Below are 23,779 nucleotides of genomic sequence, written 5' to 3'. Positions count from 1 at the left end.
GCGCCGGGCTGCGCCGGGCTGCGCCGGGCTGCGCCGGGCTGCGCCGGGCTGCGCCGGGCTGCGCCGGGCTGCGCCGGGCTGCGCCGGGCTGCGCCGGGCCGCGCCGGGCTGCGCTGGGTCGCGCTGGGTCGGGCTGGGTCGGGCTGGGGTGGGGGAGGGGAACGGGGTAATGGCAGGGACCCCCTTGGGGGCGGTGGATTGGGGTGGGGGGTCGTAGCGTTTCGTGACATGCAGATGAGAGCACTTGGGGGCCTGACGGTCTCCGCGGTCGGGTTTGGCGCGATGGGGATGAGTCATGGCTATGGGCCCGGGCCGGACCGGGACGCGAACATCGCGCTGCTGCGGACCGCGGTCGAGCGCGGTGTCACCCTCTTCGACACCGCTGAGGTGTACGGCCCGTGGGTGAACGAGGAGCTGGTCGGTGAGGCCCTCGAACCGTTCCGCGGGCAGGTGGTGATCGCCACCAAGTTCGGGTTCGCGATCGAGGAGCAGGGGCGGCAGAGCGGCGTGGACAGCCGGCCGGAGAACATCCGGCGGGTCGCCGAGGCGTCCCTGCGGCGGCTGCGGGTGGACGCGATCGACCTGTTCTACCAGCACCGGGTCGACCCGGACGTGCCGATCGAGGACGTCGCCGGCGCGGTCCGGGAGCTGATCGAGGCGGGCAAGGTGCGGCACTTCGGGATGTCCGAGGCGGGCACCGCGACGATCCGCCGGGCGCACGCCGTGCAGCCGGTCACCGCGGTGCAGAGTGAGTACTCGCTGTGGTCGCGCCAGCCGGAGGGCGGGCTGCTGGACACCCTGGCCGAGCTGGGCATCGGGTTCGTGCCGTTCAGCCCGCTGGGCCGCGGCTTCCTGACCGGGAAGATCGGCGCGGACACGGTCTTCGCCGAGAACGACATGCGCAACGGGCTGCCGCGGTTCTCGGCGGACGCGCTGGCGGCGAATCAGGCGCTGGTCGAGCTGATCGGGCGGATCGCGGACGGCAAGGGTGCGACGCGAGCGCAGATCGCGCTGGCCTGGCTGCTGGCGCAGCGGCCGTGGATCGTGCCGATCCCGGGGACCCGGCGCCTGGAGCGGCTGGACGAGAACCTCGGCGCCGTCGAGGTCACGCTGAGCCCGGCCGACCTCGACGAGATCGAGACGGCGGCCGCGAAGATCGAGGTGCAGGGCGAGCGCTACCCGGAGCAGATGGAACGGATGACCGGCCTCTAAAAAAGGGACCGGCCTCTAAAAAGGGACCGCCTCTGAAAAAGGGACCGGCCTCTGAAAAAGCAGGAAAGAGACCGGCCCCCGGAAAGCGAGGAAGATCAGGCGATCGCGGAGCGGCGGCCGACGTACTCGGACTTGTCCTCGTACTGCTCGGTCCAGCGGCGGCTGCTCGACTCGAGGGGGTCGGAGTCGTAGACCGAGCGGCCCTGGAAGCGCTGCGCGTAGTCGAGCATGCCGTCGACCAGCCGGTCCACGTCCGGGGCCTGCCGCACCACGAGGCGCATGAACTGGCTGGTCATGCCGAGCTTGTTGCCGCACTCGCGGGTCATGATGCCGTGGTTGGCGACCAGGTAGTCGCGCAGCGCCACCCCGGACCACTCGGTCGGCAGCTTGACCAGGAAGAAGTTGCCCTGCGAGGGGAAGACCGTGAGGCCGGGGATGCGCTGCAGCTCGCGGCCCATCGACCGGCGGTCGCGGCTGAGCAGGCGCAGGCTCTCCTCGTACTCCATCTCGTGGTCCTGGATCATGTGGACGACCTTCTCCGCGAGGGAGTTGAGGTTCCACTTCGGCAGCATCTTCGCGATCTTGCTGGCGATCGCCGGGTTGGACAGCATGTAGCCGAACCGGATGCCGTGCAGGCCGAAGTTCTTGCCGAGGGACTTGAGCACGATCGCGTTCGGGCGGATCACCGCGTCCGGGCCGACCGAGGGGAAGCGCTCGGCGTCGGAGAAGTCGATGAACGACTCGTCGACGATCACCAGGTCGAGGTCGCTGAGCTGGTCCATGAACCGGATGACGTCCCGGCGCGGCAGGTAGTTGCCGTCCGGGTTGTTCACGTTGCAGATCACCGCGACCCGCGAGCGGCGTTCCCGGATGAACTCGACGTACTCGTCCAGGTCGAGCCGGAAGCCGTCGCGTTCCTGCAGCGGGAACATGTCCACCCGCTTGCCGGTCTCGAGGGGCTGGTCGGTCCACCGGCCGAACGTCGGGATCGGGATGGCCAGGCTCTCCTTGACCAGCAGGTGGTCGATCCAGGTGATCAGCTCGGTGGAGCCGTTCGCCATCGCCACCGTCTGCGGGTGCAGGTTGAGCACGCTGGCCAGCTTCTTGGTGATGGTGGCCGAGTCGCTCGGGTAGTACTTCAGGATGCTCTTCAGCTCCCGGCCGAGCTCGTCGAACATCTCCGGGGTGGGGAAGTACGGGTTGCACGGGATGCAGAAGTCGACGATCTCCGCGCCTTCCCCGGCGGCTCTTGCCAGGTCGAAGTAGGACGCGCTGTGCGATCCCTTGTGCAGGATCGACGTGTCGATTCCGGTCCGTGCCACGGTGACCTCCCGATAACCCCTCGGTGATGCTGCCGCCACCCAGTACGGGAGTCGGAGCCCGATCGTTCACAACTTCGTTGATCCCCATGGAGGCTTAATCCGGAGGAAAGGAACGACAATGCGGGGGATCCTGCGTACCGGGTTGATCGGTTTCGTGGTGCTGGGTTCGGTGACCGTCGCGGACGAGGTACGGGCGGCTCCGGCTGCCGGAGTGACGGCCCGGACGGTCGACCGGCCGGCACCGGCATCCGGGATGTTGAGAGGCGTTCGCCTTGCTACCGTGACGTCATGACCGGCTGGCCGGCCACCCCGGCCATCTATGAGATCGACACCTGGCCGTGGCTGGTCGGCCTGGGCCGCCGTCTCGGCCGCACCGTCACCCTGGCCGACGTGCCGGGTGAGGTCTGGGACGAGGTGGCCGCGCCCGGGATGCACGCGGTCTGGCTGATGGGCGTCTGGGAGCGCAGCCCGGCCGGGCTGGCCGTGGCCCGGGCCGACGAGGGGCTGCAGCGGGCGTTCCGGCACGCGCTGCCCGACCTGACGCCGGAGGACGTGGTCGGCTCGCCGTACTGCGTGCGGCGGTACCGGGCCGACGAACGTCTGGGCGGGCCGGCCGGGCTCGCCACCGCGCGGGCCGAGTTGCGACGGCGCGGGCTGAAGCTGGTGCTCGACTACGTGCCCAACCACGTCGCCCCGGACCATCCCGCGGTGACCCGGCATCCGGACTGGTTCATCCAGGGCACCGAGGAGGACCTGGCCCACGCGCCGTCCGACTGGTTCCGTGCCGGTGACCGGGTGATCGCGCACGGCCGGGACCCGTATTTCGCGCCGTGGCCGGACGTGGCCCAGCTGAACGCGTTCGCGCCGGGGATGCGGGCGGCGACGCTGGCCGGGATGTCGGACATCGCCGAGCAGTGCGACGGCATGCGCTGCGACATGGCGATGCTGATGACGAACGACATCTTCGCCGGGACCTGGGGGAAGTACGCGGGCCCGAGACCTGCCACCGAGTTCTGGCCCGAGCTGATCGGCCGCCTGCGGGAACGGCACCCGGGCCTGGTGCTGATCGCCGAGGTCTACTGGGACACCGAGTGGCTGTTGCAGCTGCAGGGCTTCGACTTCTGTTACGACAAGCGGCTCTACGACCGGCTCGCGCACGAGGACGCCGCCTCGGTCCGCAAGCACCTGGAGGCCGGCCGCGACTACCAGGACCGGCTGATCCGTTTCCTGGAGAACCACGACGAGCCGCGGGCGGCCGCGACGACGCCGGGCGGGCGGGGCCGGGCCGCGGCGGTGGCGCTGTCCACCCTGCCGGGTGGGACGCTCTGGCACGACGGGCAGTTCGAGGGCCGGCGCACGCACCTGCCGGTCTTCCTGGCCCGATATCCGGACGAGCCGGCCGACGCGCGCCTGCGGGACTTCCACCGCCGGTTGATCCAGGTGGCCGCGACCGTACGCCGGGGTGACTGGCGGCAGGTGCCGACGCACGGCTGGGCGGACAACCCGACGCATCAGGACATGCTGGCCTGGGCCTGGCACGACGGCCGGGTGCCGCGGGACCTGACCGTGGTCAACTACTCCGGGCAGCCGGCGCAGTGCCGGGTCGAGCTGCCCTGGCCGGAGCTGGCCGGGCGGGCCTGGCGGCTGGTCGACCGGATGGACGGCCGGGTCTTCGAGCGTTCCGGCAGTGAACTGGCCGCCGACGGTCTGTATGTCGACCTGCCGGCGTGGGGATTCCACATCCTTTCTTTTGAATGACCTGTGCTGACGCTGTCAATTACCCATGCGTATTTCCTTTCAGCGTTTTCGCAGCTGGGGACATATTGACAGGGTCCTGATAAAGAACTCATAGGCGTAATTCGCTATCGGCGGGTTGCTTTCCCTGAGTTGGGTTGTCAACAATCCTGTTGCCGATCCACTTTCTCTTGAGGAGCATCCGTGAAGCATCCAAAGGCCTGGCGCGGCGTGGCCCTCGCCGCGACCGCCCTCGCCGTCCTCGGTGCCGGCATCGCCACCGCGAACGCCGCGACGGTCGACAACAAGGGCGGTGCGGCGAACAATCAGGCGAAGGCCGCCCCGAAAGACCCGACCCGGGGCGCCAAGGGGGTCGCGGGACTGGTGAACGCCGCCAACGCTTTCCTGGACACACTCAGCGACGACCAGAAGGCCGAAGTCCTCATCGACTTCACCGCGGAGAACGCCGCCGCCTGGTCGAACCTGCCGTGTGCCGGCACCTGCCGTCCCGGCATCGCGCTCGGTGACCTCACCGCGGAGCAGCTCACCGCCGCGAAGGCCGTGCTGGCGGCGGCCACCGGCACCGGGACGGGCACCGGCATCGACCAGATCAACGACATCCTGGCCGCCGACGACCTGCTCGCCGCGGACTACGACCCCTCGACCGGCCCGGGCGGCGGCGGAGGCCCAGCGCCGTCAAGTGATGCGTCGGCGGCTCCGGCACCCTCCGCGCCGTCGGGCGGGATGGGCGCCTTCCAGTACGGCAGCGGCTACTACTACCTGGCCTTCCTCGGCACCCCGTCGCTGACCGGCACCTGGGAGCTCGGCTTCGGCGGGCACCACCTGGCCGTGCACGTCACGTACAAGAACGGGAAGGGTGTCAGCGCCAGCCCGTTCTTCATCGGCGTCGAGCCGATCAGTTACACCGGCGCCGACGGCGCCACCGTCGAGGCGATGGCCCGGCAGAAGAACGCGATCGCCGCGCTCACCGGCAGCCTCAGCACCAAGCAGCTGACCGCCGCCACGCTGACCGAGTCGTTCGGCGACGTGCTGGTCGGCCCGCAGCAGGACGGCAACTTCCCGGCGACCAAGGAGGGCGTCGCGGTCCGGACGCTCGCGCCGAAGCAGAAGAAGCTGGTCCTCGACGCGATCAAGCCGTGGGTCGCGGTGGCCGACGACGCCACCGCGCAGCAGCTGCTGAAGGTCTACGAGTCCGAGCTGGACCGGACGTTCGTCGGTGTCTCCGGCGGCACCGGCTACGACACCCAGGGCGACTACGTGCGGATCGACGGCCCGAGCGTCTGGGTCGAGTTCGTGGTCCAGAACGGCATCGTCTACCAGGACCAGGTCCACTACCACACGGTCTACCGTGACCACACCCGTGACTACGGTGGAGAGTTCTCCTTCTGATGCGACGGGCACTCATCACCGCGCTGGTGGTGACGGCGGCGTTCCTGTGCGGGGCGTCGCCGGCCTCGGCGCATCCCATGCCGCACTCGGTGGTCCTGCTCGACGTGCACGAGACGTCGGTGACCGCGCACCTGCAGCTGCCGGCCGGTGACCTGGAGCTCGCGCGCCAGGGCGAGCCGATCTCGGCGTATCTGGCCGCGCACATCAGGCCGGTCACCACCGACGGCCGGGCCTGGACCGTCACGATCGGCGATCTCACGGTCGGCCGGGCCGAGCAGACCTCGACCGGTCCCTATCAGGAGGTCGTCGCCGCGGCGACGCTGACACCGCCACCGGGCGGCGACATCAGGCACTTCATTTTTTCGTACGACGTGATCGTGCACCAGGTGGTCACCCACACCGTGCTGGTCTCGGTCCGGCAGGACTGGGCCGCCGGCCGGGTGGAGCCGGACGCCGTGCAGGTCGGCACGATCGCGATCGACAACCGCACCATGACCGTGCCGGCGCTGGACGTGAACCTGGCACACGGCAGCACCTGGTCGGGCGTCGTGGCCATGGTGAAGCTGGGTGGCGGTCACATCCTGGCGGGCACCGATCACCTGCTCTTCCTGCTGATCCTGCTGCTGCCCGCCCCGCTGCTGGCGGCCGGCGGGCGGTGGCGTGGCCCGGCCGGCACCCGGGCGGCGGCCGGCCGGATCGGGCGTACGACGCTGGCGTTCACCGCCGGGCACTCCGTGGCGCTGGCCCTGAGCGCGCTGACCCACCTGGACATCCCGGCGTGGCCGGTGGAGGCGTTCATCGCGGCGAGCATCCTGATCGGCGCGCTTCATGCCGTACGCCCAATTTTTCCTGGTCGTGAAGCGGTCGTTGCCGGAATCTTCGGTCTGGGGCACGGCATGGCCTTCTCTTTCACCCTCGCCGAGATGCAGCTGTCCACCGGGCGGCTCGCGCTGAGTCTCTTCGGGTTCAACCTCGGCATCGAGCTGGTCCAGCTCGCCCTGGTCGCCCTGGTGCTGCCGGCGCTGGTGGTGGTCGCCCGGACCCGGATCGGGCCGGGTTTCCGGATCGCCGGCGCCACCGTCACCGGAGTGGCGGCGTCGGGGTGGCTGGTCGCCCGGCTGGGCTACCCGAACCCGGTCGCGGCCGCGGCTGACGGCGTGGGCGCGCACACCACCCCGCTGCTGCTCGTGCTGACCGCGACAACCCTCACCGCACTGATCTGGATGCTCGCCGGTCTCCGTACCCGTTCAGTGCGGCGATGTGCGTCGTCCGGGGTCGCTTCCGGGTGATGCTCACCCGGGGGTCGCGGGTTGGAGCCGCGGGGAGAGGGAGCAGAGAGATGATCGGGCTACGGGTCACACGCCGGCTCGGCTGGGAACGCAACGTGCTGCGCCGCACCACGGACCGCGTCGAGAGTCTGCTGGTGTTCGTGCTGGTCTTCACGTTCCTGGCGGGTGCGCCGCTGCTGGCCTGGTGGGCCGGTGCGGCCGGGTACCGGTCGGACCTGCGGGCGCAGCAGTGGGAGCGGGAGCACGTCTTCCGGGTCGATGCGGTGCTGGCCGAGGACGCCGGGACGATCGGCGCCACCGGCACCCGGACCGCCGCGCCGCAGGCCGCGCACGCCGTCTGGACCGGGCCGGACGGGTCGGCGCACCGCGGCATCGTGCAGACCGGCGTCGAGCCGGTCCGGGCCGGCAGCCGGGTGACGATCTGGGTGGACGACGCGGGCGGCCTGCAGGTGCCGCCGGTCCGCCGGAACCCCACGTCGCAGGCGGTCCTGGTCGGGCTGGCCGCGACGATCTGCCTGGCCGCCGGGCTGGTCGGGCTGCACCGGGCCGGGCTGGGGCTGCTGGACCTGCAACGGGACCGGTCCTGGGCACGGGAGTGGCGCCGGGTCGGCCCGCGGTGGAGCCGGGACCGGCGCTGGGGCGGGCGGCGCTGACCCGGCCCCGTTTATGCTCTGGGGAAGAGGATAAACGGGGAAGTGGATGGGCGCGGGAGGGTGACGTGGAGCTGTCGGGAATCCGGGCGGTGCTGCTCGACATGGACGGCACGCTGGTCGAGTCGCACGCCGCGGTCGAGCGGGCCTGGCGCGTCTGGTCCGCCGAGTACGGCGTGGACCCGGACGCGGTCATGATCGTCGCGCACGGCGCGCCGGCCGGGACGACAGTCCGGACGTTCCTCCCGGCCGCCTCCTCCGACGATGTCGTCAACGCCGCCGCGGCCCGCCAGCTGGCGCTGCAGTACGACGATCTGTCCGACGTGACCCCGGCCACCGGCGCGGGCGAACTGCTCGGCACGCTGGCCCGGCGCGGTCTGCCGTGGGCCGTGGTGACCAGTGCCGACGTCCGCCTGGCGAAGGCCCGGCTGGGCGCCGCCGGGATCACCCCGCCGCTGCTGGTCACGGTCGAGGACGTGGCGGCCGGCAAGCCCGCACCGGACGGATACCTGCGGGCCGCCGCGGCGCTCGGGGTCGCGCCGGCGGACTGCCTGGTGGTGGAGGACGCCGAGGTGGGCGTGCGGGCCGGCCGGGCGGCCGGTGCGCGGACCGTGGGCCTGCGCGGCCTGCCCGCCGACCTCACCGTCGACGATCTGGCTGAGCTGGCCCGCATGCTCTGATCCGTGGCACGATGCGGAGGTGAGCGGCAAGTCCTCGCACGAGCAACGGCTGCGGGACCTCGTGCGCCTGCGCCGGGTCCGCGACCGGATCGACCGTGACTACGCTCAGCCGCTCGACGTCGAGGCCCTGGCCCGCGGGGCCAACATGTCCGCCGGCCACCTCAGCCGCGAGTTCAAGACCGCCTTCGGCGAATCACCGTACGGGTACCTGATGACCCGGCGGATCGAGCGGGCGATGTCGCTGCTCCGCCGGGGCGACCTGAGCGTGACCGAGGTCTGTTTCACCGTCGGGTGTTCGTCGCTGGGCACATTCAGCACCCGGTTCACCCAGCTGGTCGGCATCTCGCCGAGCGCGTACAAGAAGAGCGCCGCGGACGCCACCGAGGGCATCCCGTCCTGCGTGGCCAAACAGGTCACCAGACCGGTCAGGAATAGAGAAGCCCGGGCGTCGTCCGGTTCCTAGCATGGTCGGCATGGACATCAGAATTCATGCGAGTTTCCTCCCCCACGTCGACCCGGACGCCGCACTCGGTTTCTACCGCGACATCCTCGGCTTCGAGGTCCGCAACGACGTCGGCTACGGCGGGATGCGCTGGATCACGGTCGGGCCGAAGGGGCAGCCCACCTCGATCGTGCTGCACCCGCCGGCCGTCGATCCGGGCATCACCGAGGACGAGCGCCGGGTGATCGCCGAGTTGATGGCGAAGGGCAGCTTCGCGGCGCTGACCCTGGCCACCGAGGACCTCGACGGGGTCTTCGAGCGGCTGGTGGCCGGCGGCGCCGAGGTGGTCCAGGAGCCGGCCGACCAGCCGTACGGCATCCGGGACTGCGCGTTCCGCGACCCGGCCGGGAACCTGATCAGAATCAACCAGAGTTAGCCGGATCAAGCAGAGTTGGACCAGCTGCGGGTGGACAGGACCAGGCGGTACCCGTCCGGGTCCTGCACGGTGACGCCCCAGCGGTCCCAGTACTCGCCCTGAGAGACGACCGTCCCGCCGTGCTCGGTCAGGCGCTCCACCAGGGCCGGGTCGACCGGTTCGCCCAGGTAGAGGACGAGCAGGTCCTCCTCGGTCGGCGTCGGCCGGAGGTCACCGGCGACCAGCTCCAGGTGCCAGGACGCGCCCCGGGGGCCGGCCATCAGCAGGTCCGGCTTGCGGAACAGCTCGGCCAGCCCGAGCCCGTGGACGTAGAACCGTTCGGCGGCGGCCAGGTCGGTGCACGGGCGGGCGATCCGTACGGTCGCGTGATCGATCGTCATCGGGAGATCCTGCGACTTCGAGCCCGGTTGAGGTCAAGGGCGCGCGTTCAGCCCGGCAGGACCAACGGCATCCGCAGCCGGACCGCGGTGCCGCCGCCCGGCGCGTCGTCCAGCTCGATCGTCCCGCCGTGCCGCTCCACGATCCGCAGGCAGGTGGAGAGCCCGATCCCGTGGCCCTTGCGGGACTCCGGATCCACCTGCGCGAACATGTCGAAGATCCGGGCGCGGTGCTCGGCCGGGATGCCCATCCCGTTGTCGGTGACCACGATGTGCCACCCGTCCGGCTCGGCGGAGCAGCTGATCCTGATCCGCGGCCGCCGGTCCGGGTGCCGGTACTTGATCGCGTTGTCCACCAGGTTCTGCAGCAGCTGACGGATCAGCGTGTGGTCCCCGGTGATCACCGGTAGCCGGCCCTGCACCCCGACGTCGGCCTGTCCGCTCTCGATCAGGGTGCGCAGGTCCGCGGTGACCTGCTCGACCACGTCGTTCAGGTCGACCTCGCCGGGCTGGCACGGCGCGTGCCCGGCCCGGGCGTAACTGAGCAGCGCCTGGACCAGCTGCTGCATCCGTTCCACGGCCCGCAGCGCGCCGCCGACCCACTTGGCGGCCCGGGCGTCCAGGTGCTCGCCGTACGCCTCGTCCAGCAGGTCGAGGTAGCCGTGCGCCCCGGCCAGCGGGCGGACCAGGTCGTGGCTGACCGCGGCGGCGAAACCCTCCAGCTCGTCGTTGGACCGTTCCAGCTCGACCACCGCGGCCTGCAGCTGCTCCTCGCGCAGCGCCACCTCGGTGTGCGCCTGCTCCAGCCGCCGCCGGTAGACCCGGTCGGAGGTGATGTCGGTGAGCGCCACGACCGCGCCGATCCGCTCGCCGGTGTCGGCGAACATGGCCCGGCCGCTGGCCAGCACCGAGATGTAATCGTCGGAGGCGGTCCGCAGGATCATCTCGGCGCCGTCCAGGTAGTTCTCGCGCAACACCCGCTGCAGCGGAGTCTCGTCCTCGGCCAGCGGGGTGACCCCGTCCGGCCGGAACATCCGGTACCGGCTCTGGTCCCGGGACGGGAGCTCGTTGCTGAGCTCGACGCCGCCCCACCGGCGGGCGGCCCGGTTCAGCACGGTCAGCTCACCGGTCTCGTCGGACGCCGCGATACCCACCTCGACCGTCTCCAGCACGGTGTCGATGAATTTGCGGTTGCGTTCGGACTCCGCGGCCATCGCGGCGTTGAGCCGGGCCTGGCGGCGCCGTTCGAAGAGCCCGACCAGCACCGCGCCGAGATCCTCGAGGCGGGCGAGCTGCCGGTCGGTGAGCGTCTTCGGCGTGAAGTCGAAGACGCAGAGAGTCCCGAGCACGTAGCCGGCCGGGGTGACCAGTGAGGTGGACGCATAGAAGCGGACCGCTCCGAGCCGGCCGTCCACGTGCGGGTGGCCGGCGTACCTCGGGTGGCGGGTGGCATCCGGGATCTGGATGGTGCCACCTTCGAGGAAGTGCAGATTGCACATCGACTCGGTGCGGGGGATGTCGCCGCCCTCGAAGCCGACCGTGGTGAGCGAGCACTGCCGGTTCTCGTCCATCAGGTTCAGGGTCGCGTGCGGCACGTCGGCCACCACGGCGGCGACCCGGACGACCGCGGACAGCTCGTCGTCGGCCGGCTCGTCGAGCAACTGGTACTCGTGCAGCGCGGCGAGCCGGTCCTGTTCCAGATCCGGGAACGGCAGTTCGATCAGCGCGGTCACACCCGTTGTTCGGCATTTCCGGGCCCGGGATTAGTGATCTGCTATTTGAAGGCGGCCATCAGGTTCAGCACGGCCGGCCCGATCAGGATCACGAAGATCGCCGGCAGCATGCAGAAGATCACCGGGAAGATCAGCTTGATCGGCACCTTCTGTGCCATCTCCTCGGCCCGCTGCCGCCGCCGGGCCCGCTGGTCCTGTGAGTGCTCGCGGAGGATGTTGGCCACCGAGATGCCCAGCTCGCCGGCCTGCACCAGCGCGGTGACCAGGCGTTTCAGGTCGCGGACCGTGGTGCGGGCGGCGAGCGAGCGCAGTGCGTCGGACCGGGACACGCCGAGCCGCATCTCCTGCAGCACCCGGCGCAGCTCGTCGGCCATCGGGCCGGTCAGGCTCCGGCCGATGTGATCCATCGCGGCGTCCAGGCCCAGGCCCGCCTCCACCCCGATGACCAGGGCGTCCATCACGTCCGGCAGCGACCGCTGGACCTTCTCCTGCCGTTTCACCCCGGCGTTGTAGAGCATCAGCCGGGGCAGGAAGAAGCCGAGCGCCAGGCCGCCGAGCGCGCCCAGCAGCGCGCCCCCGTCGGGCGCCAGGGCGTTCCCGACCGCGGAGCAGAAGGCGGAGGCCCCGACGGTGACGAACGGCCGTAACCGGATCACCCGGCTCAGCGGCCAGGCGGCCGGGTTGCCGGCGTAGTCCAGGCCCTGTGCCAGCCGCGTCCGGTCCTGGTCCGAGGTGATCGCGTCACCCAGCCGCTCCACCAGGACCCGGGTGATCGAGCGGATCCGGCGGGTGATCGGGTGCGAGGCCTGCACCCGGATCGACCCGCCGCTGCCGTACTGGGACAGTGCCCGCAGCAGGCGGTCGCGGCGTGGCGCGGGCAGCACCGCGGCGGCCGCGGCGAGCAGCACGGCGGTGGCCATCCCGATCGCCGCGCCGAGCGCGACGACGTAGCCGCTCACCTCACACCTCGACCTTGACCACGGCTCGCAGCCAGACCACGCCGATACCCATCATGACCAGCGCGGCGGCGATCATGGCGATGCCGGCCGGCTGGTGGAACATCGGCCGCAGGTACTCCGGCCGGACCACCCAGAGCCCGCCGGCCGCCATGAACGGCATCGCGCCCAGGGTGTACGCCGAGACCCGGCCCTCGCCGGACAGGCTGCGCACCTGCCGCATCAGGTAGGCCCGCTCCTTCATGGTGTCCGCGGTCGTCTGCATCACCTCGACCAGGCTGCCGCCCACCTCCCGCTGCAGGCGCAGCGCCATCACCAGCCAGATCATCTCGGCGCTGTGCATCCGTTCGCCGATCCGTTCCAGGGCGTCCTCGAACTCGCCGCTGATCCGGGTCTCGGAGAGCGCCCGGCGCAGCTCGCTGGCGACCGGCCCGGGGTCGTCACGGACCGACGCCTCGACCGACTGGTGCAGGGTGAAGCCGGAGCGCAGCGAGCTGATCATGAGTTGGAGGGCGCCCGGCAGCTCGTCGGCGAACACCCGCTCGCGGCGGCGGATCCGGGACCGCAGCACGGCGTTCGCCCCGAAGAACCCGGCCGGCAGCCCGAGCAGGCCCAGTACCGGCGTCAGCAGCAGGCCGAGGAGCAGCATCACGCCGAGCGCGGCGTACAGGCGGACGACCAGCCACTCGCCCGGTCGCAGGCTGCCACCCAGCCGGTCCAGCAGCGGGGCGCTGCGTTCGGCCAGGGTGTGCAGGCCGGGACGCCGTTCGACGCGCCGGCCCTGGGCGGCGAGCAACCGGCGCAGCGGCGGGTCGGGTGCGGTCTCCTTCCGTACGGTGAACTGCCGCAGGGTGGCCAGCCGGCGCTGGATCGGGGTTTTGCCGAACGCGCTCTGCAGCAGCAGCCAGGCCAGGGCGAACACCGCGGTGCCGGTGGCCAGGACCGCGACGACCAGGGCCAGCATCGGCTGGGCGGACACGCCGCCTCACCGCCGCCGGCTGTTGGAGAACATGGTGGCCGGCAGGGTCACGCCGTACATGGCCAGAGTGTCGGTGAAGTGCGGGCGGATACCGGTGGACTTGATCACCGGGATGCCGCCGGGCAGGTCCGAGGTGGCCGTGGGGTCGTACAGGAAAAGGTCCTGCAAGGTGATCACGTCACCCTCCATGCCGACCACCTCGGTGATGTGGGTGACCTTGCGGGTGCCGTCCTTGAACCGGCTGACCTGCAGGATCAGGTCGACCGCGGAGGCGACCTGATCCCGGATCGCGCGGATCGGCAGGTCCATCCCGGCCATCAGCACCATGGTCTCCATCCGGGACAGCGCGTCCCGGGGAGTGTTGGCGTGCAGGGTGGTCAGCGAGCCGTCGTGACCGGTGTTCATCGCCTGCAGCATGTCCAGCGCGGCGCTGTCGCGCACCTCGCCGACCACGATCCGGTCCGGCCGCATCCGCAGCGCGTTGCGGACCAGCTCGCGGGTGGTGATGGTGCCGCGGCCCTCCGAGTTCGACGGCCGGGACTCCAGGCGCACCACGTGGTCCTGGACCAGCTGGAGCTCGGCGGCGTCCTCGATGGTGACGATGCGCTCGTCGGTCGGCACGAAGCCGGACAGGATGTTCAGCACGGTGGTCTTGCCGGAGCCGGTGCCGCCGCTGACCACGATGTTGCGCCGGCCGCGCACGCAGGCGTCCAGGAACTCGGCGGCCGGCCGGGTCAGCGTGCCGTACTGCAGCAGGTCGCCGACGGTGAGCGGCACCGAGGCGAACTTCCGGATGGTCAGCGACGAGCCGTCCAGGGCGATCGGCGGCACCACGGCGTTGACCCGGCTGCCGTCCGGCAGGCGGGCGTCCACCATCGGGCTGGCCTCGTCCACCCGCCGGCCGACCCGGGAGCAGATCCGGTCGATGATCCGGCGCAGGTGTGACTCGTCGTCGAACTCGGCGGCCACCTTCTCGATCCGGCCGAAGCGTTCCACGTAGACCGAGTGCGCCCCGTTCACCATCACCTCGGTCACCGACGTGTCGCGCAGCAGCGACTCGATCGGGCCGTGGCCGAGCACCTCGTCGATCACCTCGCGGGTGATCCGGGTGCGGTCGGCGCCGGAGAGCGGGGTCTCCTCCCGGGCCAGCAGCTCGTTGAGCGCCTCGCGGACCCGTGCGTCCAGGTCGTCGCTGCGGTCGTTGCTGTAGAGCGTCGGGCCGAGCTCGTCGGCGAGTTTGCGCTGGATCCGCAGCCGTACCTCGCCGACCTGGTCGGTGGGCTGGCGGCCGGCGGCGCGGTACCGTTCGCCGCCGCGCGGCTCGGTGGAGGCGATGGCTGCGGCCGCGGCCGCCGCGGCGGCGCCGCCCAGCCGGCTGGAGAGGCTCACCTGTCCCACCTGTCCTTCGGGTCGTTCACTTGAACAGCCGGCTCAGGAAGCTGCGGCGCTCCTGCGGGGTGGTGTCCACGCCGGCGCACCGGTCGGCCAGCTCCCGGATCGCCCGGCTGACCGGGTGCAGCGGGTCGGTCATCGCGATCGGCTCACCCTGGTTGACCGAGACGATCACGTCCCGGCTGGACGGGACCTGCACCGCGAACGGCATCCCGACGGCCAGCTCCACCTCGGCCGGGCTCAGGCCGACCTGGGTGTTGGCCCGGTTGAACACCAGCAGGCGCTTGTCCTTCGGGTAGTCGAGCAGGTCGAACATCTCCGAGGTCAGCCGGACCGACTTGAGCGTGGGCAGGTCCGGGGTGACGATCGGGACGAACCAGTCGGACATGTCCAGCGCGGCGAGCACCTGGTCGGTGACCACCGACGGGGTGTCCACCACGATGAAGTCGTAGAGCGGGCGGGCCACGTCCAGCAGCTCGACCACGAACTCGCGGCGGACCTGCTCACCCTCGGCCGGGCTGGCCGGCGCGAGCAGCGTGTCCAGGCCGGTCCGGTAGTTGGTGACGATCGAGCGCAGGCCCGGCTCGTCCAGCCGCCCGGCCATCGGCAGGCCGCCGGCGATGCTGCGTTCCGGCGACAGCTTCATCATGATCGCCACGTCGCCGAACTGCAGGTCCAGGTCCATCAGCAGCACCCGGCGGCCGGCGCCGGCCAGCGCCACCGCCAGGTTCACCGCGACCACGCTGCGGCCGCAGCCGCCCTTGCCGGCGAAGACGGTGATCACCCGGGCGAACGGTGCGGCGTCGCCCGCGCCGCGCATGCTGGTGCTGAGCGCCTTGGAGAGGTCGACCGAGCGGACCGTGGCCGCCCGGATGCCCTCCTCGTCCTGTTCGGCGACCAGCTCCCGGATACCGGACTGCAGGCAGCGCATCACCGCGTCGGCCTCGATCACCCGGCGGACCAGCACCACCCCGATCACCGGGCGCTGCAGCCGCTGGTACGCCGTGAACATCAGCGCTTCTTCCAGGTCCACCTCGGCGCCGAGCACCACGAGCAGGGTCTCCGGGTACCGGGGCAGGTACGTCTCCAGCTCGCTCATGCTCTTGAGCATGGTGCCGCCGATCGACCGGAAGTCGTCACCCCAGTGCGCCCGGCGCTCGTCGTCCGGCTCGACGTAGACGTAGAGGCTCATCGTTTCGCCTCCGCTGCGCTCCGGCGCCGCTCGCTCGCACGCCGGCTCATTTGACGACCCAGCTGGTGTCGACGGCCGGGTAGGCGCTGGAGGTGGCGTTCGGGCCGAGCAGCGCCAGGTAGAGCTTTCCGCTCTGCACGGCGTGCACCAGGCGCAGCGAGTCCTTGTCGTTCACGGCCAGGGTGACCACGTACCGCAGGATGCCCGCGACGGTGGGCGCGTTGCTGGCCATCGCCTGGTTGACGTTGCCGGCCGCCGCGCCGCTGGAGTTGCTCGGATCGGGCGTGGGGGTGACCCAGCCGGTGCCGGAGGGCGGCGGGGTGGTCGGCGGCAGCGGCAGCGACTCCCCGATGGTGATCACCCGGGCCTTGGCCAGCAGCAGCTGGGTCATCGGAATCGTCTCCGACTGGCCGGCCGTGGTGGTGACCTTCACGTCGTACGTGTAGTAGACCGCGACCAGGTCGCCCGGCGTGATGTTGCCGGCCACCTGCGGCGCCACGTTGAGCAGCACCGAGACGGCGAGCGACTTGCGGGGCACCGGGATCCGCTCGGTGTGCGACGGCGCCGGCGGGGCCGGTTGGAACAGCGTCTTCATCAGCAGCTGCTTCGGCTGCAGGTCGGCGGCCAGGCGCAGCCGGTCGAGGGCGCCGTCCCAGGTGGAGAGCGCGCCGGTGGGCACGGTCACGCTGGGAACCAGCAGGCGCTCGGTCAGGCCCCGGCTGCGGATCTCGGCGCCGCTGGTGTTCACCGGGATCCGCTGCTTGGCGACCAGCACCCAGGTGCCCTCCTTGCCGCTGAGCGCCCGGCGGTCGGCCGAGCGGGCGTAGGACAGGACGGCCAGCCCACTGATACCCGCCAGCAGGAGTGCGGCCACCAGGATCAGGACGCGGCGACGCATGGGATCACCTTCTCAGCCGGGCTCATCCGGTGCGGCCGATTACCGTCGCCCCGAAGTTCGTGGTGGAGGCGAACTCGTTGGGCAGGTGGTTGGCGACCAGACTGCGGGTGAAGTGGCCGTAGATGCAGGTCTGTGCCAGGCAGAGGGTCCGCTCGACCACCGACAGCAGGTCGGGCAGCTTGGCGACGATGCCGAACAGGCTGGCCCGTTCGACCACGACGAACGGGGCGAAGCCGACGATGCGGTACTGGGCCGGCAGGAGGTTGGTGACGGCGAGCACCTTGTCCCAGATCGGCACCATCAGGATCTGGCCCTTCTTGCTGTTGTCCAGCGCGTTGACGCAGGCCAGCGACGTCCCGGCGAGCAGGCCGATCACCGCGCCGGCGGCCCACGTGTAGTAATCCGTGGTCGCCGTCGACGCGCTGGCCCGGATCATGCAGTTGCTGTCCGGTGCGCTCATGTCCTGGTTGAGCAGCCAGGTCCAGCCCTTCTGGGTGCCGTCCAGGATGTTCGTGGGGTTGCACTTGTTGAGCGGGTTGTTGGCGATGGTGACCATGTCGTTGGCCGGACTGGACGCGCCGAGCAGGCCGTACACACCGGTCTGCTGCAGCAGCGGATCCAGGGCACCGAGACCCTGGAAGACCGTGCCGCCGGTGGTCATCCGGTCGAAGTCGCACTTGGAGATGCCCAGCGCGAACGCGTTCGCGGTCATCGGGGTGCCCCAGGCGACCCGGGCGCAGGCGCCCATCGTGGTGCCGGTGTACGGCGTCCCCGGCAGTGCCTGCCCGAAGATCGGCGCCACCACCGTGGTGCCGTCGGTGTTCTTGGTGCTGGTACGCACCTCGACGTACTGGTACGGCCCGCTGGTGGTCGGCAGCGGCGGGCAGGTGACCGGGGTGTTCCAGGTCGCGCTGGACGGGCAGCCGGCGGCATTCGTCGCCACACCGGTCGCCGCGACGGAGACCAGGCAGATCTGCACATCGCTGATCAGGTCCTTGGCGTTGTTGCTGGCGTACGTCTGCGCGTTGATCAGCTGCTTGGCCATGGTGCAGTTGGCCGGGGTGTTGGCGCAGGTCTGTGCGATCTTCCAGGACGCGGCGTCGGCACCGCTCTGCAGCTGTTCCCGCTCGACGTAGAGCACCCCGATGTCGACCACCAGCGCGCACATGCCGAGCAGCACTCCGGTGCCGGCCAGGATCGCCACCAGCGCGGTGATCACGCCGTGGTCGTCCGGCTCGCCGTCGTGTCGCGGCGGCCGGAGCGCGGACCACACCGTCCGGGTCAACCGACGCATGACATCACGCCGGTGGCGGACAGGGTGATCGTGGCCATGTTCTGCCCGCCGACCACCTGCACCAGGGCGATCAGCGGGGTGATCGGGTCGTAGCTGCGCTGCACCACGATCTTGCTGTCGGTGCCGATCCCGGAGCCGGCCGTGCAGACGGTGGCCGTGGTGTAGGTCAGCGTGACCGAGGTGCCCACAATCCCGCTGATCTTGGTCTTCACGTCGGTGACCGACCCGTTCAGGGCGCCCAGCCGGGCGCCCTCCCGAGCCGCTTCGGTGAGCTGGATGAACTGCTGCAGCATCCGGCCCATGTCGATGATGCCGAACATGATCAGCAGTAGCACCGGCATGACGATGGCGGTTTCCAGCGCGGCGACACCCCGGTCGTTCCGCGCCCGCCGTTTAACGCGCGGAACTCCCCGCCCCTTGAGCGAGAACCATGCGCAGCATTCCGGCCAGCCGGTCCGCCGTGTACGGTTTCGCGATGAATGGCGATCCGGCACGGATCAGCCCTTTCTTGATCGCGATTTCCTCCGGCACGCCGGAGACGTAGACAATCTTCATGCCGGGGCGGACCTCGGAGGCCGACCGGGCCAACTCCCCTCCGGAAACCCCGGGCAGGCCCAGGTCGGTGAGGAGCACGTCGATCGGTCCGCTGTGCACCCGGCAGGTCATGATGGCGCTGACCGGGTCTTTCGCGACGAGCACGTCGAACCCGCGCATCTCGAGCATTTGCGATGCGAGCTCACGAAGATCCTCATCGTCCTCCACCAGAAGGACGACCGGACCCTGTCGCTCGGTTGCTTTCCACATCATTCCTCTCCCGCGGCACGAGGAATTCGGTGGCGACCGTCCGGTCGCCGCCTTGACTAACGCTATCCAGCCGCCGGTCGGCAGCGATGCGAATTCTGGAAATGCTCTTACGCCCGTTCTCCGACGTGATACGTGCCGTCCAGCACCAATTGCGGCCGCACATTCCGCTCAGGCCCCGCCGGCGGGCTCCCGGCGCCCACCGTCGGTGCCCTCAAGATCACGATGCGCTGATGTCACGTTTCGCCGTGGTTACAGTTCGGGGTCTTGACAGATAAAGAGCGTCGATGGGTGAATGTGTTGGAACCTGATCGGACAAGTGAGTGATCAACTAACTTTTGCGTGTGAAGCCGTTGGCTTTGGGGGAGAACTATGTTCAAAAACGTCAGTTCTGCGCGTCAACGCACCATCACCGCCACCTTCGCCGCGGCCGCCCTCCTGCTCGGCGCGGGCGCCTGCGCCAAGAGCGAGGACTCCGGCGCCACCGGCGGTTCCTCGGCCGCGCCGGCCGCCACCCAGGTGGTCGCGTCGGCCCCGGCCGGCTCCGCCACCTGCACCGCCGACCAGTACGGCGCCGCCAAGCTCGACCTGAAGACGGCGAGCGTCGGCTTCTCCCAGTCGGAGAAGGAGGCGAACCCGTTCCGGATCGCCGAGACGCAGTCCATCAAGGACGAGGCCGCCAAGCTGGGCATCACCAAGCTCAAGACCGCGAACGCCGCGTCGCAGTTCAACAAGCAGATCAGCGACGTCGAGCAGATGATCGACTCGGGCGTCCAGCTGCTGGTCATCGCGCCGCTGAACTCGGACGGCTGGGACTCGGTGTTCGCCAAGGCGGCCGCCAAGCACGTCCCGATCATCACGATCGACCGGAAGATCAACGCAGCGGCCTGCAAGGACTACCTGACCTTCATCGGGTCGGACTTCGCCGAGCAGGGCAAGCGGGCCGCCGACGCGATGGCCAAGGCGCTGGGCAACTCCGGCGAGGTGGCGATCCTGCTGGGCGCGCCCGGCAACAACGTGACCACGCTGCGGACCAGCGGCTTCAAGGACCAGATCGCCAAGGTCGCGCCGGACATCAAGATCACGTTCGAGCAGACCGGCAACTTCTCCCGTGAGGACGGCCAGAAGGTCGCCGAGCAGCTGCTGCAGTCCAACCCGAACATCAACGGCATCTACGGCGAGAACGACGAGATGGCCCTGGGCGCGATCACCGCGCTGAAGGGCGCCGGCAAGAAGGCCGGCGACGTCAAGATCGTGTCGATCGACGGGACCAAGGGCGCGGTGCAGGGCATCGTCGACGGCTGGGTCTCCGCGGTCATCGAGTCGAACCCGCGGTTCGGCCCGCTCGCCTTCGCGACCGCGACCACGTTCTTCACCGGCGGCCCGGTCGGGCAGGACGTCGTCATCCAGGACCGTGCCTACGACGAGAGCAACGCCAAGACCGACATCGGCAGCGCGTACTAGAGAGCGCTCTCAATCGGTGCCCGGCCGCGCGGCCGGGCACCGGTCCCGGCAGAAGGAGGGCGGCGCATGGCGCTGCTGGAAGTGGCCGGCGTTTCCAAGAACTTCCCGGGCGTACGAGCTCTGGACGGGGTGTCCTTCACCCTGCAACCGGGCGAGGTGCACGCCCTGGTGGGGGAGAACGGCGCCGGCAAGTCGACATTGATCAAGGTGCTCACCGGTGTCTACCAGCCGGACGGCGGTGAGCTGCGGTACCAGGGCGAGCCGGCCCGGTTCGCCACCCCGCTGGACGCCCAGCGCGCCGGGATCTCCACCATCTACCAGGAGGTCAACCTCGTCCCGCTGATGAGCGTGGCGCACAACCTGTTCCTCGGCCGCGAGCCGCGCAACCGGTTCGGGCTGCTGGACGAGGCCCGGATGGTCCACGAGGCCACCGAGGTGCTCGCCGGGTACGGCGTCCGCGCCGACGTACGCCACCGGCTCGGCACCCTGGCCCTCGGCGCGCAGCAGATGGTCGCGCTGGCCCGGGCCGTCATGGTCGACGCCAAGGTCGTGGTGATGGACGAGCCCACCTCGTCGCTGGAGCCGCGCGAGGTGGAGACGCTGTTCGGGGTGATCCGGGACCTGCACGCCCGGGGGATCGGCATCGTCTACGTCTCGCACCGGCTCGACGAGCTCTACAAGATCTGCGACGCGGTCACCATCCTGCGCGACGGCAAGCTGGTGCACACCGGGACGATGGCCGGCCTGGAGCGGCGCAAGCTGGTCTCGCTGATGATCGGCCGCGAGTTCGGCGAGGACTTCACCAGCTTCACCGAGACGCCGGAGAGCGTGCTGACCGGCGAGCCGGTGCTCCGGGTGACCGGGCTGACCAGCCGGCCCCGGCTGCGCGACATCACCTTCGAGGTGCGGCCCGGCGAGGTGGTCGGGCTCGGCGGGCTGCTCGGCGCCGGGCGCAGCGAGACGATCAAAGCGATCGGCGGGGCCTACCCGGTGGACTCCGGCACGATCGAGGTGGACGGGGTGACCCTGACCCGGCCCAGCACGGTCCGCGCGGTCCGGGCCGGCGTGGCGACCCAGCCGGAGGACCGCAAGGCCGAGGGCATCGTCGCCGGGCTCTCGGTCCGGGACAACATCGCGCTCGCCATCCTGCCCCGGATGACCCGGTTCGGCCTGGTCAGCGACAAGAAGATCGACGCCGTGGTGGCGACCTACATGAGCCGGTTGCGGATCAAGGCGGCGAGTCCGGACCAGCTGGTCGGCGACCTCTCCGGCGGCAACCAGCAGAAGGTGCTGCTGGCCCGGCTGCTCGCCACCGACCCGAAGGTGCTGCTGCTGGACGAGCCGACCCGGGGGATCGACGTCGGCGCCAAGGCCGAGGTGCAGGCGCTGATCGACGAGCTGGCCGCCGAGGGGCTCGGCGTGGTGCTGGTCTCCTCGGACGCCGAGGAGCTGGTCGAGGGCGCCGACCGGGTCGTGGTGCTGCGCGACGGCGTGGTGGTCGGTGTGCTCACCGGCGACCGGGTGACCACCGAGGACCTGATGGCCACGATCGCGGAGGCCGCGGCATGACCACCGAAGCCCTGCGAACCGGCATCGACCTGAGCCGGCTGCGCAAAGGCCTGCCCCGGTACGGCGTCTACCTGGCGATCCTGCTGCTGATCGCCTACAACATCGTGTTCACGCCGTACTTCCTGACCCTCAGCAACCTGCGCATCCAGCTGATCCAGGCGGCGCCCGTGGTGATCGTCGCGCTGGGCATGGCGCTGGTGATCGGCACCGAGGGCATCGACCTCTCGGTCGGCTCGGTGATGGCGCTCGCCGCCGCGCTGATCCCGCTCTACCTCGGGTACGGCGTGGTCGCCGCGATCCTCGCCTCGCTGGCGGCCGGCGCCGCGATCGGGCTGATCAACGGCATCCTGGTGGCGAAGGTCGGCCTGCAACCGATCGTGGCCACCCTCGCGCTGTTCGTCGGTGGCCGCGGCCTGGCCGTGGTGATCTCCGAGGGCAAGCTCAAGGACGTCCGCAACGAGGACTTCCTCTACCTGGGCTCCGGCGACTTCCTCCGGGTGCCGGTGCTGGTCTGGATCGCCGCGCTGCTGGTCCTGGTGGTCGCGTTCGTGGTCCGGCGCACCGTGTTCGGCCGGCGGCTGCTCGCGGTCGGCGGCAACCGGCCGGCCGCCGAGCTGGCCGGTCTGCCGGTGAAGCGGGTGCTGATCGGGGTCTACGTGCTCTGCGCGGTGCTCGCCTCGATCGCCGGCCTGCTCTCGGTGTCCCGGATCCAGTCCAGCGACGCCTCGGCGGTCGGCCTGCTGATCGAGCTGTCCGCGATCACCGCGGTGGTGGTCGGCGGCACCCCGCTCACCGGCGGCCGGGTCCGGGTGCTCGGCACCGTGGCCGGTGCCCTGCTCATGCAACTGGTGGTCGCCACCATGATCAAACACGATCTCCCGCCGTCCACCACCGAGATGGCCCAGGCCGTGATCATCCTGGTCGCGGTGTACGTGGCCCGGGAGAGGAGGACCCGGTGACGATGTCCGTTCCCCTTCCGGCCGGCCCGTCCCGGCTGGCCGGCGCGGTGCAGCGCCAGGGCGCGCTCGCGGTGCTGGTCACCGTGGTGGTGGTCAGCCTGGCCACGTTCCCCGGCTTCCGCAGCGCGGACAACGCCGGGACGATCCTGGTCGCCGCGGCCCCGCCGATGCTGATCGCGCTCGGCATGACCTTCGTGATCATCACGGGCGGGATCGACCTCTCGGTCGGCTCGCTCTACGTGCTCGGTGGCGTGGTGGCCGCCTGGGCCTCCCAGTACGGCCTGCTCGCCGCGCTGGTCGCGCCGCTGCTGCTGTGCGGGGCGATCGGGGTGCTCAACGGGGTGCTCATCGCCCGTACCGGAATGGCGCCCTTCATCGTCACGCTCGCCGCACTGCTCGGCGCGCGCGGTCTGATGCGCAGCATCAGCGATCAGGGGTCGACCACCTACCTGGTGCGCAGCGACGCGTTCCACGAGCTGGGCACCGGTGCGCTGTTCGGCGTCGGCTACCAGGTGTGGCTGGCGGCCGGGTTGGTCGGTGCGGGCATCGTGGTGCTGAACCGGACCCGGTTCGGCCACGCGGTGAACGCGATCGGCGGCAGCGAGGACGCCGCCGCGCTGATGGGCCTGCCGGTCCGCCGGATCAAGATCGGTGTCTACCTGCTCTCCGGGCTGCTGGCCGGCCTGGCCGGGGCGATCAACGCGGCCAAGCTCGGCTCCGGCGTCACGGTGCTCGGCAGCGGTATGGAACTCGACGCCATCGCCGCCGTGGTCATCGGCGGCACCCTGCTCACCGGCGGCTCCGGATCCATCGCCGGAACGGTCGCCGGAGTGTTGCTGCTCGGCGTGATCCAGAACCTGATCAACCAGGTCGGCGACGTCAACAGCAATTGGCAACAGGTGATCAGCGGCGGCTTCCTCGCCGCCGTGGTCGTGGCCCAGACCTATCTGGTACGGGTCAGACGCGCCCCATCCCCCTGAAGAAAGACGC

Annotated in this window: 23 protein-coding genes; 12 read left to right on the top strand and 11 right to left on the bottom strand. The window is 70.6% G+C overall.

Annotated elements, in window-relative coordinates:
- The first annotated feature begins 228 nt into the window (after positions 1-228).
- Positions 229-1,212 (top strand): aldo/keto reductase, encoded by a 984-nt coding sequence (locus ADL15_RS49315; RefSeq protein WP_067707967.1) that lies wholly within the window; start codon positions 229-231, stop codon positions 1,210-1,212.
- 95 nt (positions 1,213-1,307) lie between these two features.
- Here ADL15_RS49315 and ADL15_RS49310 read toward each other — a convergent pair whose 3' ends face one another.
- Positions 1,308-2,534, bottom strand: a complete 1,227-nt coding sequence (locus ADL15_RS49310; protein ID WP_067707964.1) for a pyridoxal phosphate-dependent aminotransferase — start codon at positions 2,532-2,534, stop codon at positions 1,308-1,310.
- A 288-nt stretch (positions 2,535-2,822) separates the two neighbouring features.
- Between ADL15_RS49310 and ADL15_RS49305 the strand changes: the two genes are divergently transcribed.
- The 7 genes from ADL15_RS49305 (at position 2,823) to ADL15_RS49275 (ending at position 9,175) form a co-directional block, all read left to right on the top strand.
- Entirely contained in the window at positions 2,823-4,292 is a 1,470-nt protein-coding gene (locus ADL15_RS49305) for an alpha-amylase family glycosyl hydrolase (RefSeq protein WP_067707962.1), read from the top strand.
- Between the two features lie 180 nt (positions 4,293-4,472).
- Complete coding sequence (locus ADL15_RS49300; RefSeq protein ID WP_232345113.1) at positions 4,473-5,678, top strand: DUF3500 domain-containing protein; 1,206 nt, start codon at positions 4,473-4,475, stop codon at positions 5,676-5,678.
- On the top strand, positions 5,678-6,967 hold the full coding sequence (locus ADL15_RS49295) for a HupE/UreJ family protein (RefSeq protein ID WP_067707960.1): 1,290 nt from the start codon (positions 5,678-5,680) through the stop codon (positions 6,965-6,967). The genes ADL15_RS49300 and ADL15_RS49295 overlap by 1 nt, the downstream gene beginning before the upstream one ends.
- A 50-nt stretch (positions 6,968-7,017) precedes the next feature.
- The gene (locus ADL15_RS49290) at positions 7,018-7,620 is read left to right on the top strand and encodes an Rv1733c family protein (protein WP_067707958.1); all 603 of its coding nucleotides are present in this window, start codon (positions 7,018-7,020) and stop codon (positions 7,618-7,620) included.
- 65 nt (positions 7,621-7,685) lie between these two features.
- On the top strand, positions 7,686-8,297 hold the full coding sequence (locus tag ADL15_RS49285; protein ID WP_083972662.1) for an HAD-IA family hydrolase: 612 nt from the start codon (positions 7,686-7,688) through the stop codon (positions 8,295-8,297).
- Between the two features lie 19 nt (positions 8,298-8,316).
- Positions 8,317-8,760, top strand: a complete 444-nt coding sequence (locus ADL15_RS49280; protein WP_067707955.1) for a helix-turn-helix transcriptional regulator — start codon at positions 8,317-8,319, stop codon at positions 8,758-8,760.
- Between the two features lie 10 nt (positions 8,761-8,770).
- Positions 8,771-9,175: a VOC family protein gene (locus ADL15_RS49275; protein ID WP_067707975.1), complete on the top strand. Its 405-nt coding sequence runs from the start codon at positions 8,771-8,773 to the stop codon at positions 9,173-9,175.
- A 5-nt stretch (positions 9,176-9,180) separates the two neighbouring features.
- On the opposite strand, the gene ADL15_RS49270 is transcribed toward ADL15_RS49275, so the two are convergent.
- The 10 genes from ADL15_RS49270 to ADL15_RS49225 are packed head-to-tail and all read right to left on the bottom strand — an operon-like array spanning position 9,181 to position 18,758.
- A complete protein-coding gene (locus tag ADL15_RS49270) occupies positions 9,181-9,555 on the bottom strand; it encodes a VOC family protein (RefSeq protein ID WP_067707952.1) in 375 nt (124 codons plus the stop codon).
- A 47-nt stretch (positions 9,556-9,602) separates the two neighbouring features.
- Complete coding sequence (locus ADL15_RS49265) at positions 9,603-11,285, bottom strand: sensor histidine kinase (RefSeq protein WP_232345112.1); 1,683 nt, start codon at positions 11,283-11,285, stop codon at positions 9,603-9,605.
- 41 nt (positions 11,286-11,326) lie between these two features.
- Complete coding sequence (locus ADL15_RS49260; protein WP_067707949.1) at positions 11,327-12,244, bottom strand: type II secretion system F family protein; 918 nt, start codon at positions 12,242-12,244, stop codon at positions 11,327-11,329.
- A gap of 1 nt (position 12,245) precedes the next feature.
- The gene (locus ADL15_RS49255; RefSeq protein ID WP_067707945.1) at positions 12,246-13,220 is read right to left on the bottom strand and encodes a type II secretion system F family protein; all 975 of its coding nucleotides are present in this window, start codon (positions 13,218-13,220) and stop codon (positions 12,246-12,248) included.
- Between the two features lie 6 nt (positions 13,221-13,226).
- Positions 13,227-14,609, bottom strand: coding sequence for a CpaF family protein (locus tag ADL15_RS49250; RefSeq protein ID WP_067707942.1), 1,383 nt, complete (start codon positions 14,607-14,609; stop codon positions 13,227-13,229).
- Positions 14,610-14,634: 25 nt separating this feature from the next.
- A complete protein-coding gene (locus tag ADL15_RS49245) occupies positions 14,635-15,804 on the bottom strand; it encodes an AAA family ATPase (RefSeq protein ID WP_067707939.1) in 1,170 nt (389 codons plus the stop codon).
- A 46-nt stretch (positions 15,805-15,850) separates the two neighbouring features.
- Positions 15,851-16,702, bottom strand: a complete 852-nt coding sequence (locus tag ADL15_RS49240; RefSeq protein ID WP_067707934.1) for an RcpC/CpaB family pilus assembly protein — start codon at positions 16,700-16,702, stop codon at positions 15,851-15,853.
- A 22-nt stretch (positions 16,703-16,724) separates the two neighbouring features.
- Positions 16,725-17,987 carry a TadE/TadG family type IV pilus assembly protein gene (locus tag ADL15_RS49235; protein ID WP_198171353.1) on the bottom strand — a complete coding sequence of 421 codons (1,263 nt, stop codon included), beginning with the start codon at positions 17,985-17,987 and terminating at the stop codon, positions 16,725-16,727.
- Positions 17,984-18,490, bottom strand: a complete 507-nt coding sequence (locus tag ADL15_RS49230; protein ID WP_269748452.1) for a TadE/TadG family type IV pilus assembly protein — start codon at positions 18,488-18,490, stop codon at positions 17,984-17,986. The genes ADL15_RS49235 and ADL15_RS49230 overlap by 4 nt, the downstream gene beginning before the upstream one ends.
- Entirely contained in the window at positions 18,390-18,758 is a 369-nt protein-coding gene (locus ADL15_RS49225; protein ID WP_232345111.1) for a response regulator, read from the bottom strand. The genes ADL15_RS49230 and ADL15_RS49225 overlap by 101 nt, the downstream gene beginning before the upstream one ends.
- 411 nt (positions 18,759-19,169) lie before the next feature.
- Here ADL15_RS49225 and ADL15_RS49220 point away from each other — a divergent pair, with 411 nt between their 5' ends.
- From ADL15_RS49220 to ADL15_RS49205, 4 genes are all read left to right on the top strand, one after another.
- Entirely contained in the window at positions 19,170-20,261 is a 1,092-nt protein-coding gene (locus ADL15_RS49220) for an ABC transporter substrate-binding protein (protein WP_067707926.1), read from the top strand.
- A gap of 66 nt (positions 20,262-20,327) precedes the next feature.
- Complete coding sequence (locus ADL15_RS49215; protein ID WP_067707923.1) at positions 20,328-21,830, top strand: sugar ABC transporter ATP-binding protein; 1,503 nt, start codon at positions 20,328-20,330, stop codon at positions 21,828-21,830.
- On the top strand, positions 21,827-22,789 hold the full coding sequence (locus ADL15_RS49210) for an ABC transporter permease (protein ID WP_067707920.1): 963 nt from the start codon (positions 21,827-21,829) through the stop codon (positions 22,787-22,789). Before ADL15_RS49215 ends, ADL15_RS49210 begins: the two co-directional genes overlap by 4 nt.
- Positions 22,790-22,791: 2 nt before the next feature.
- Positions 22,792-23,769 carry an ABC transporter permease gene (locus ADL15_RS49205; protein ID WP_067707918.1) on the top strand — a complete coding sequence of 326 codons (978 nt, stop codon included), beginning with the start codon at positions 22,792-22,794 and terminating at the stop codon, positions 23,767-23,769.
- The last annotated feature ends 10 nt before the right edge of the window (positions 23,770-23,779 follow it).

Origin of the sequence: Actinoplanes awajinensis subsp. mycoplanecinus (assembly GCF_001509495.1) — a bacterium.
Lineage (GTDB): Bacteria > Actinomycetota > Actinomycetes > Mycobacteriales > Micromonosporaceae > Actinoplanes > Actinoplanes palleronii.
This window is presented reverse-complemented; position numbering and strand designations above follow the sequence as displayed.

Coding starts and splice junctions, on each gene's coding strand:
- ADL15_RS49210 (WP_067707920.1), top strand. CDS start 21,827: ATGACCACCGAAGCCCTGCGAACCGGCATCGACCTGAGCCGGCTGCGC.
- ADL15_RS49245 (WP_067707939.1), bottom strand. CDS start 15,804: ATGAGCCTCTACGTCTACGTCGAGCCGGACGACGAGCGCCGGGCGCAC.
- ADL15_RS49305 (WP_067707962.1), top strand. CDS start 2,823: ATGACCGGCTGGCCGGCCACCCCGGCCATCTATGAGATCGACACCTGG.
- ADL15_RS49275 (WP_067707975.1), top strand. CDS start 8,771: ATGGACATCAGAATTCATGCGAGTTTCCTCCCCCACGTCGACCCGGAC.
- ADL15_RS49270 (WP_067707952.1), bottom strand. CDS start 9,555: ATGACGATCGATCACGCGACCGTACGGATCGCCCGCCCGTGCACCGAC.
- ADL15_RS49315 (WP_067707967.1), top strand. CDS start 229: ATGCAGATGAGAGCACTTGGGGGCCTGACGGTCTCCGCGGTCGGGTTT.
- ADL15_RS49220 (WP_067707926.1), top strand. CDS start 19,170: ATGTTCAAAAACGTCAGTTCTGCGCGTCAACGCACCATCACCGCCACC.
- ADL15_RS49215 (WP_067707923.1), top strand. CDS start 20,328: ATGGCGCTGCTGGAAGTGGCCGGCGTTTCCAAGAACTTCCCGGGCGTA.
- ADL15_RS49240 (WP_067707934.1), bottom strand. CDS start 16,702: ATGCGTCGCCGCGTCCTGATCCTGGTGGCCGCACTCCTGCTGGCGGGT.
- ADL15_RS49290 (WP_067707958.1), top strand. CDS start 7,018: ATGATCGGGCTACGGGTCACACGCCGGCTCGGCTGGGAACGCAACGTG.
- ADL15_RS49205 (WP_067707918.1), top strand. CDS start 22,792: ATGTCCGTTCCCCTTCCGGCCGGCCCGTCCCGGCTGGCCGGCGCGGTG.
- ADL15_RS49295 (WP_067707960.1), top strand. CDS start 5,678: ATGCGACGGGCACTCATCACCGCGCTGGTGGTGACGGCGGCGTTCCTG.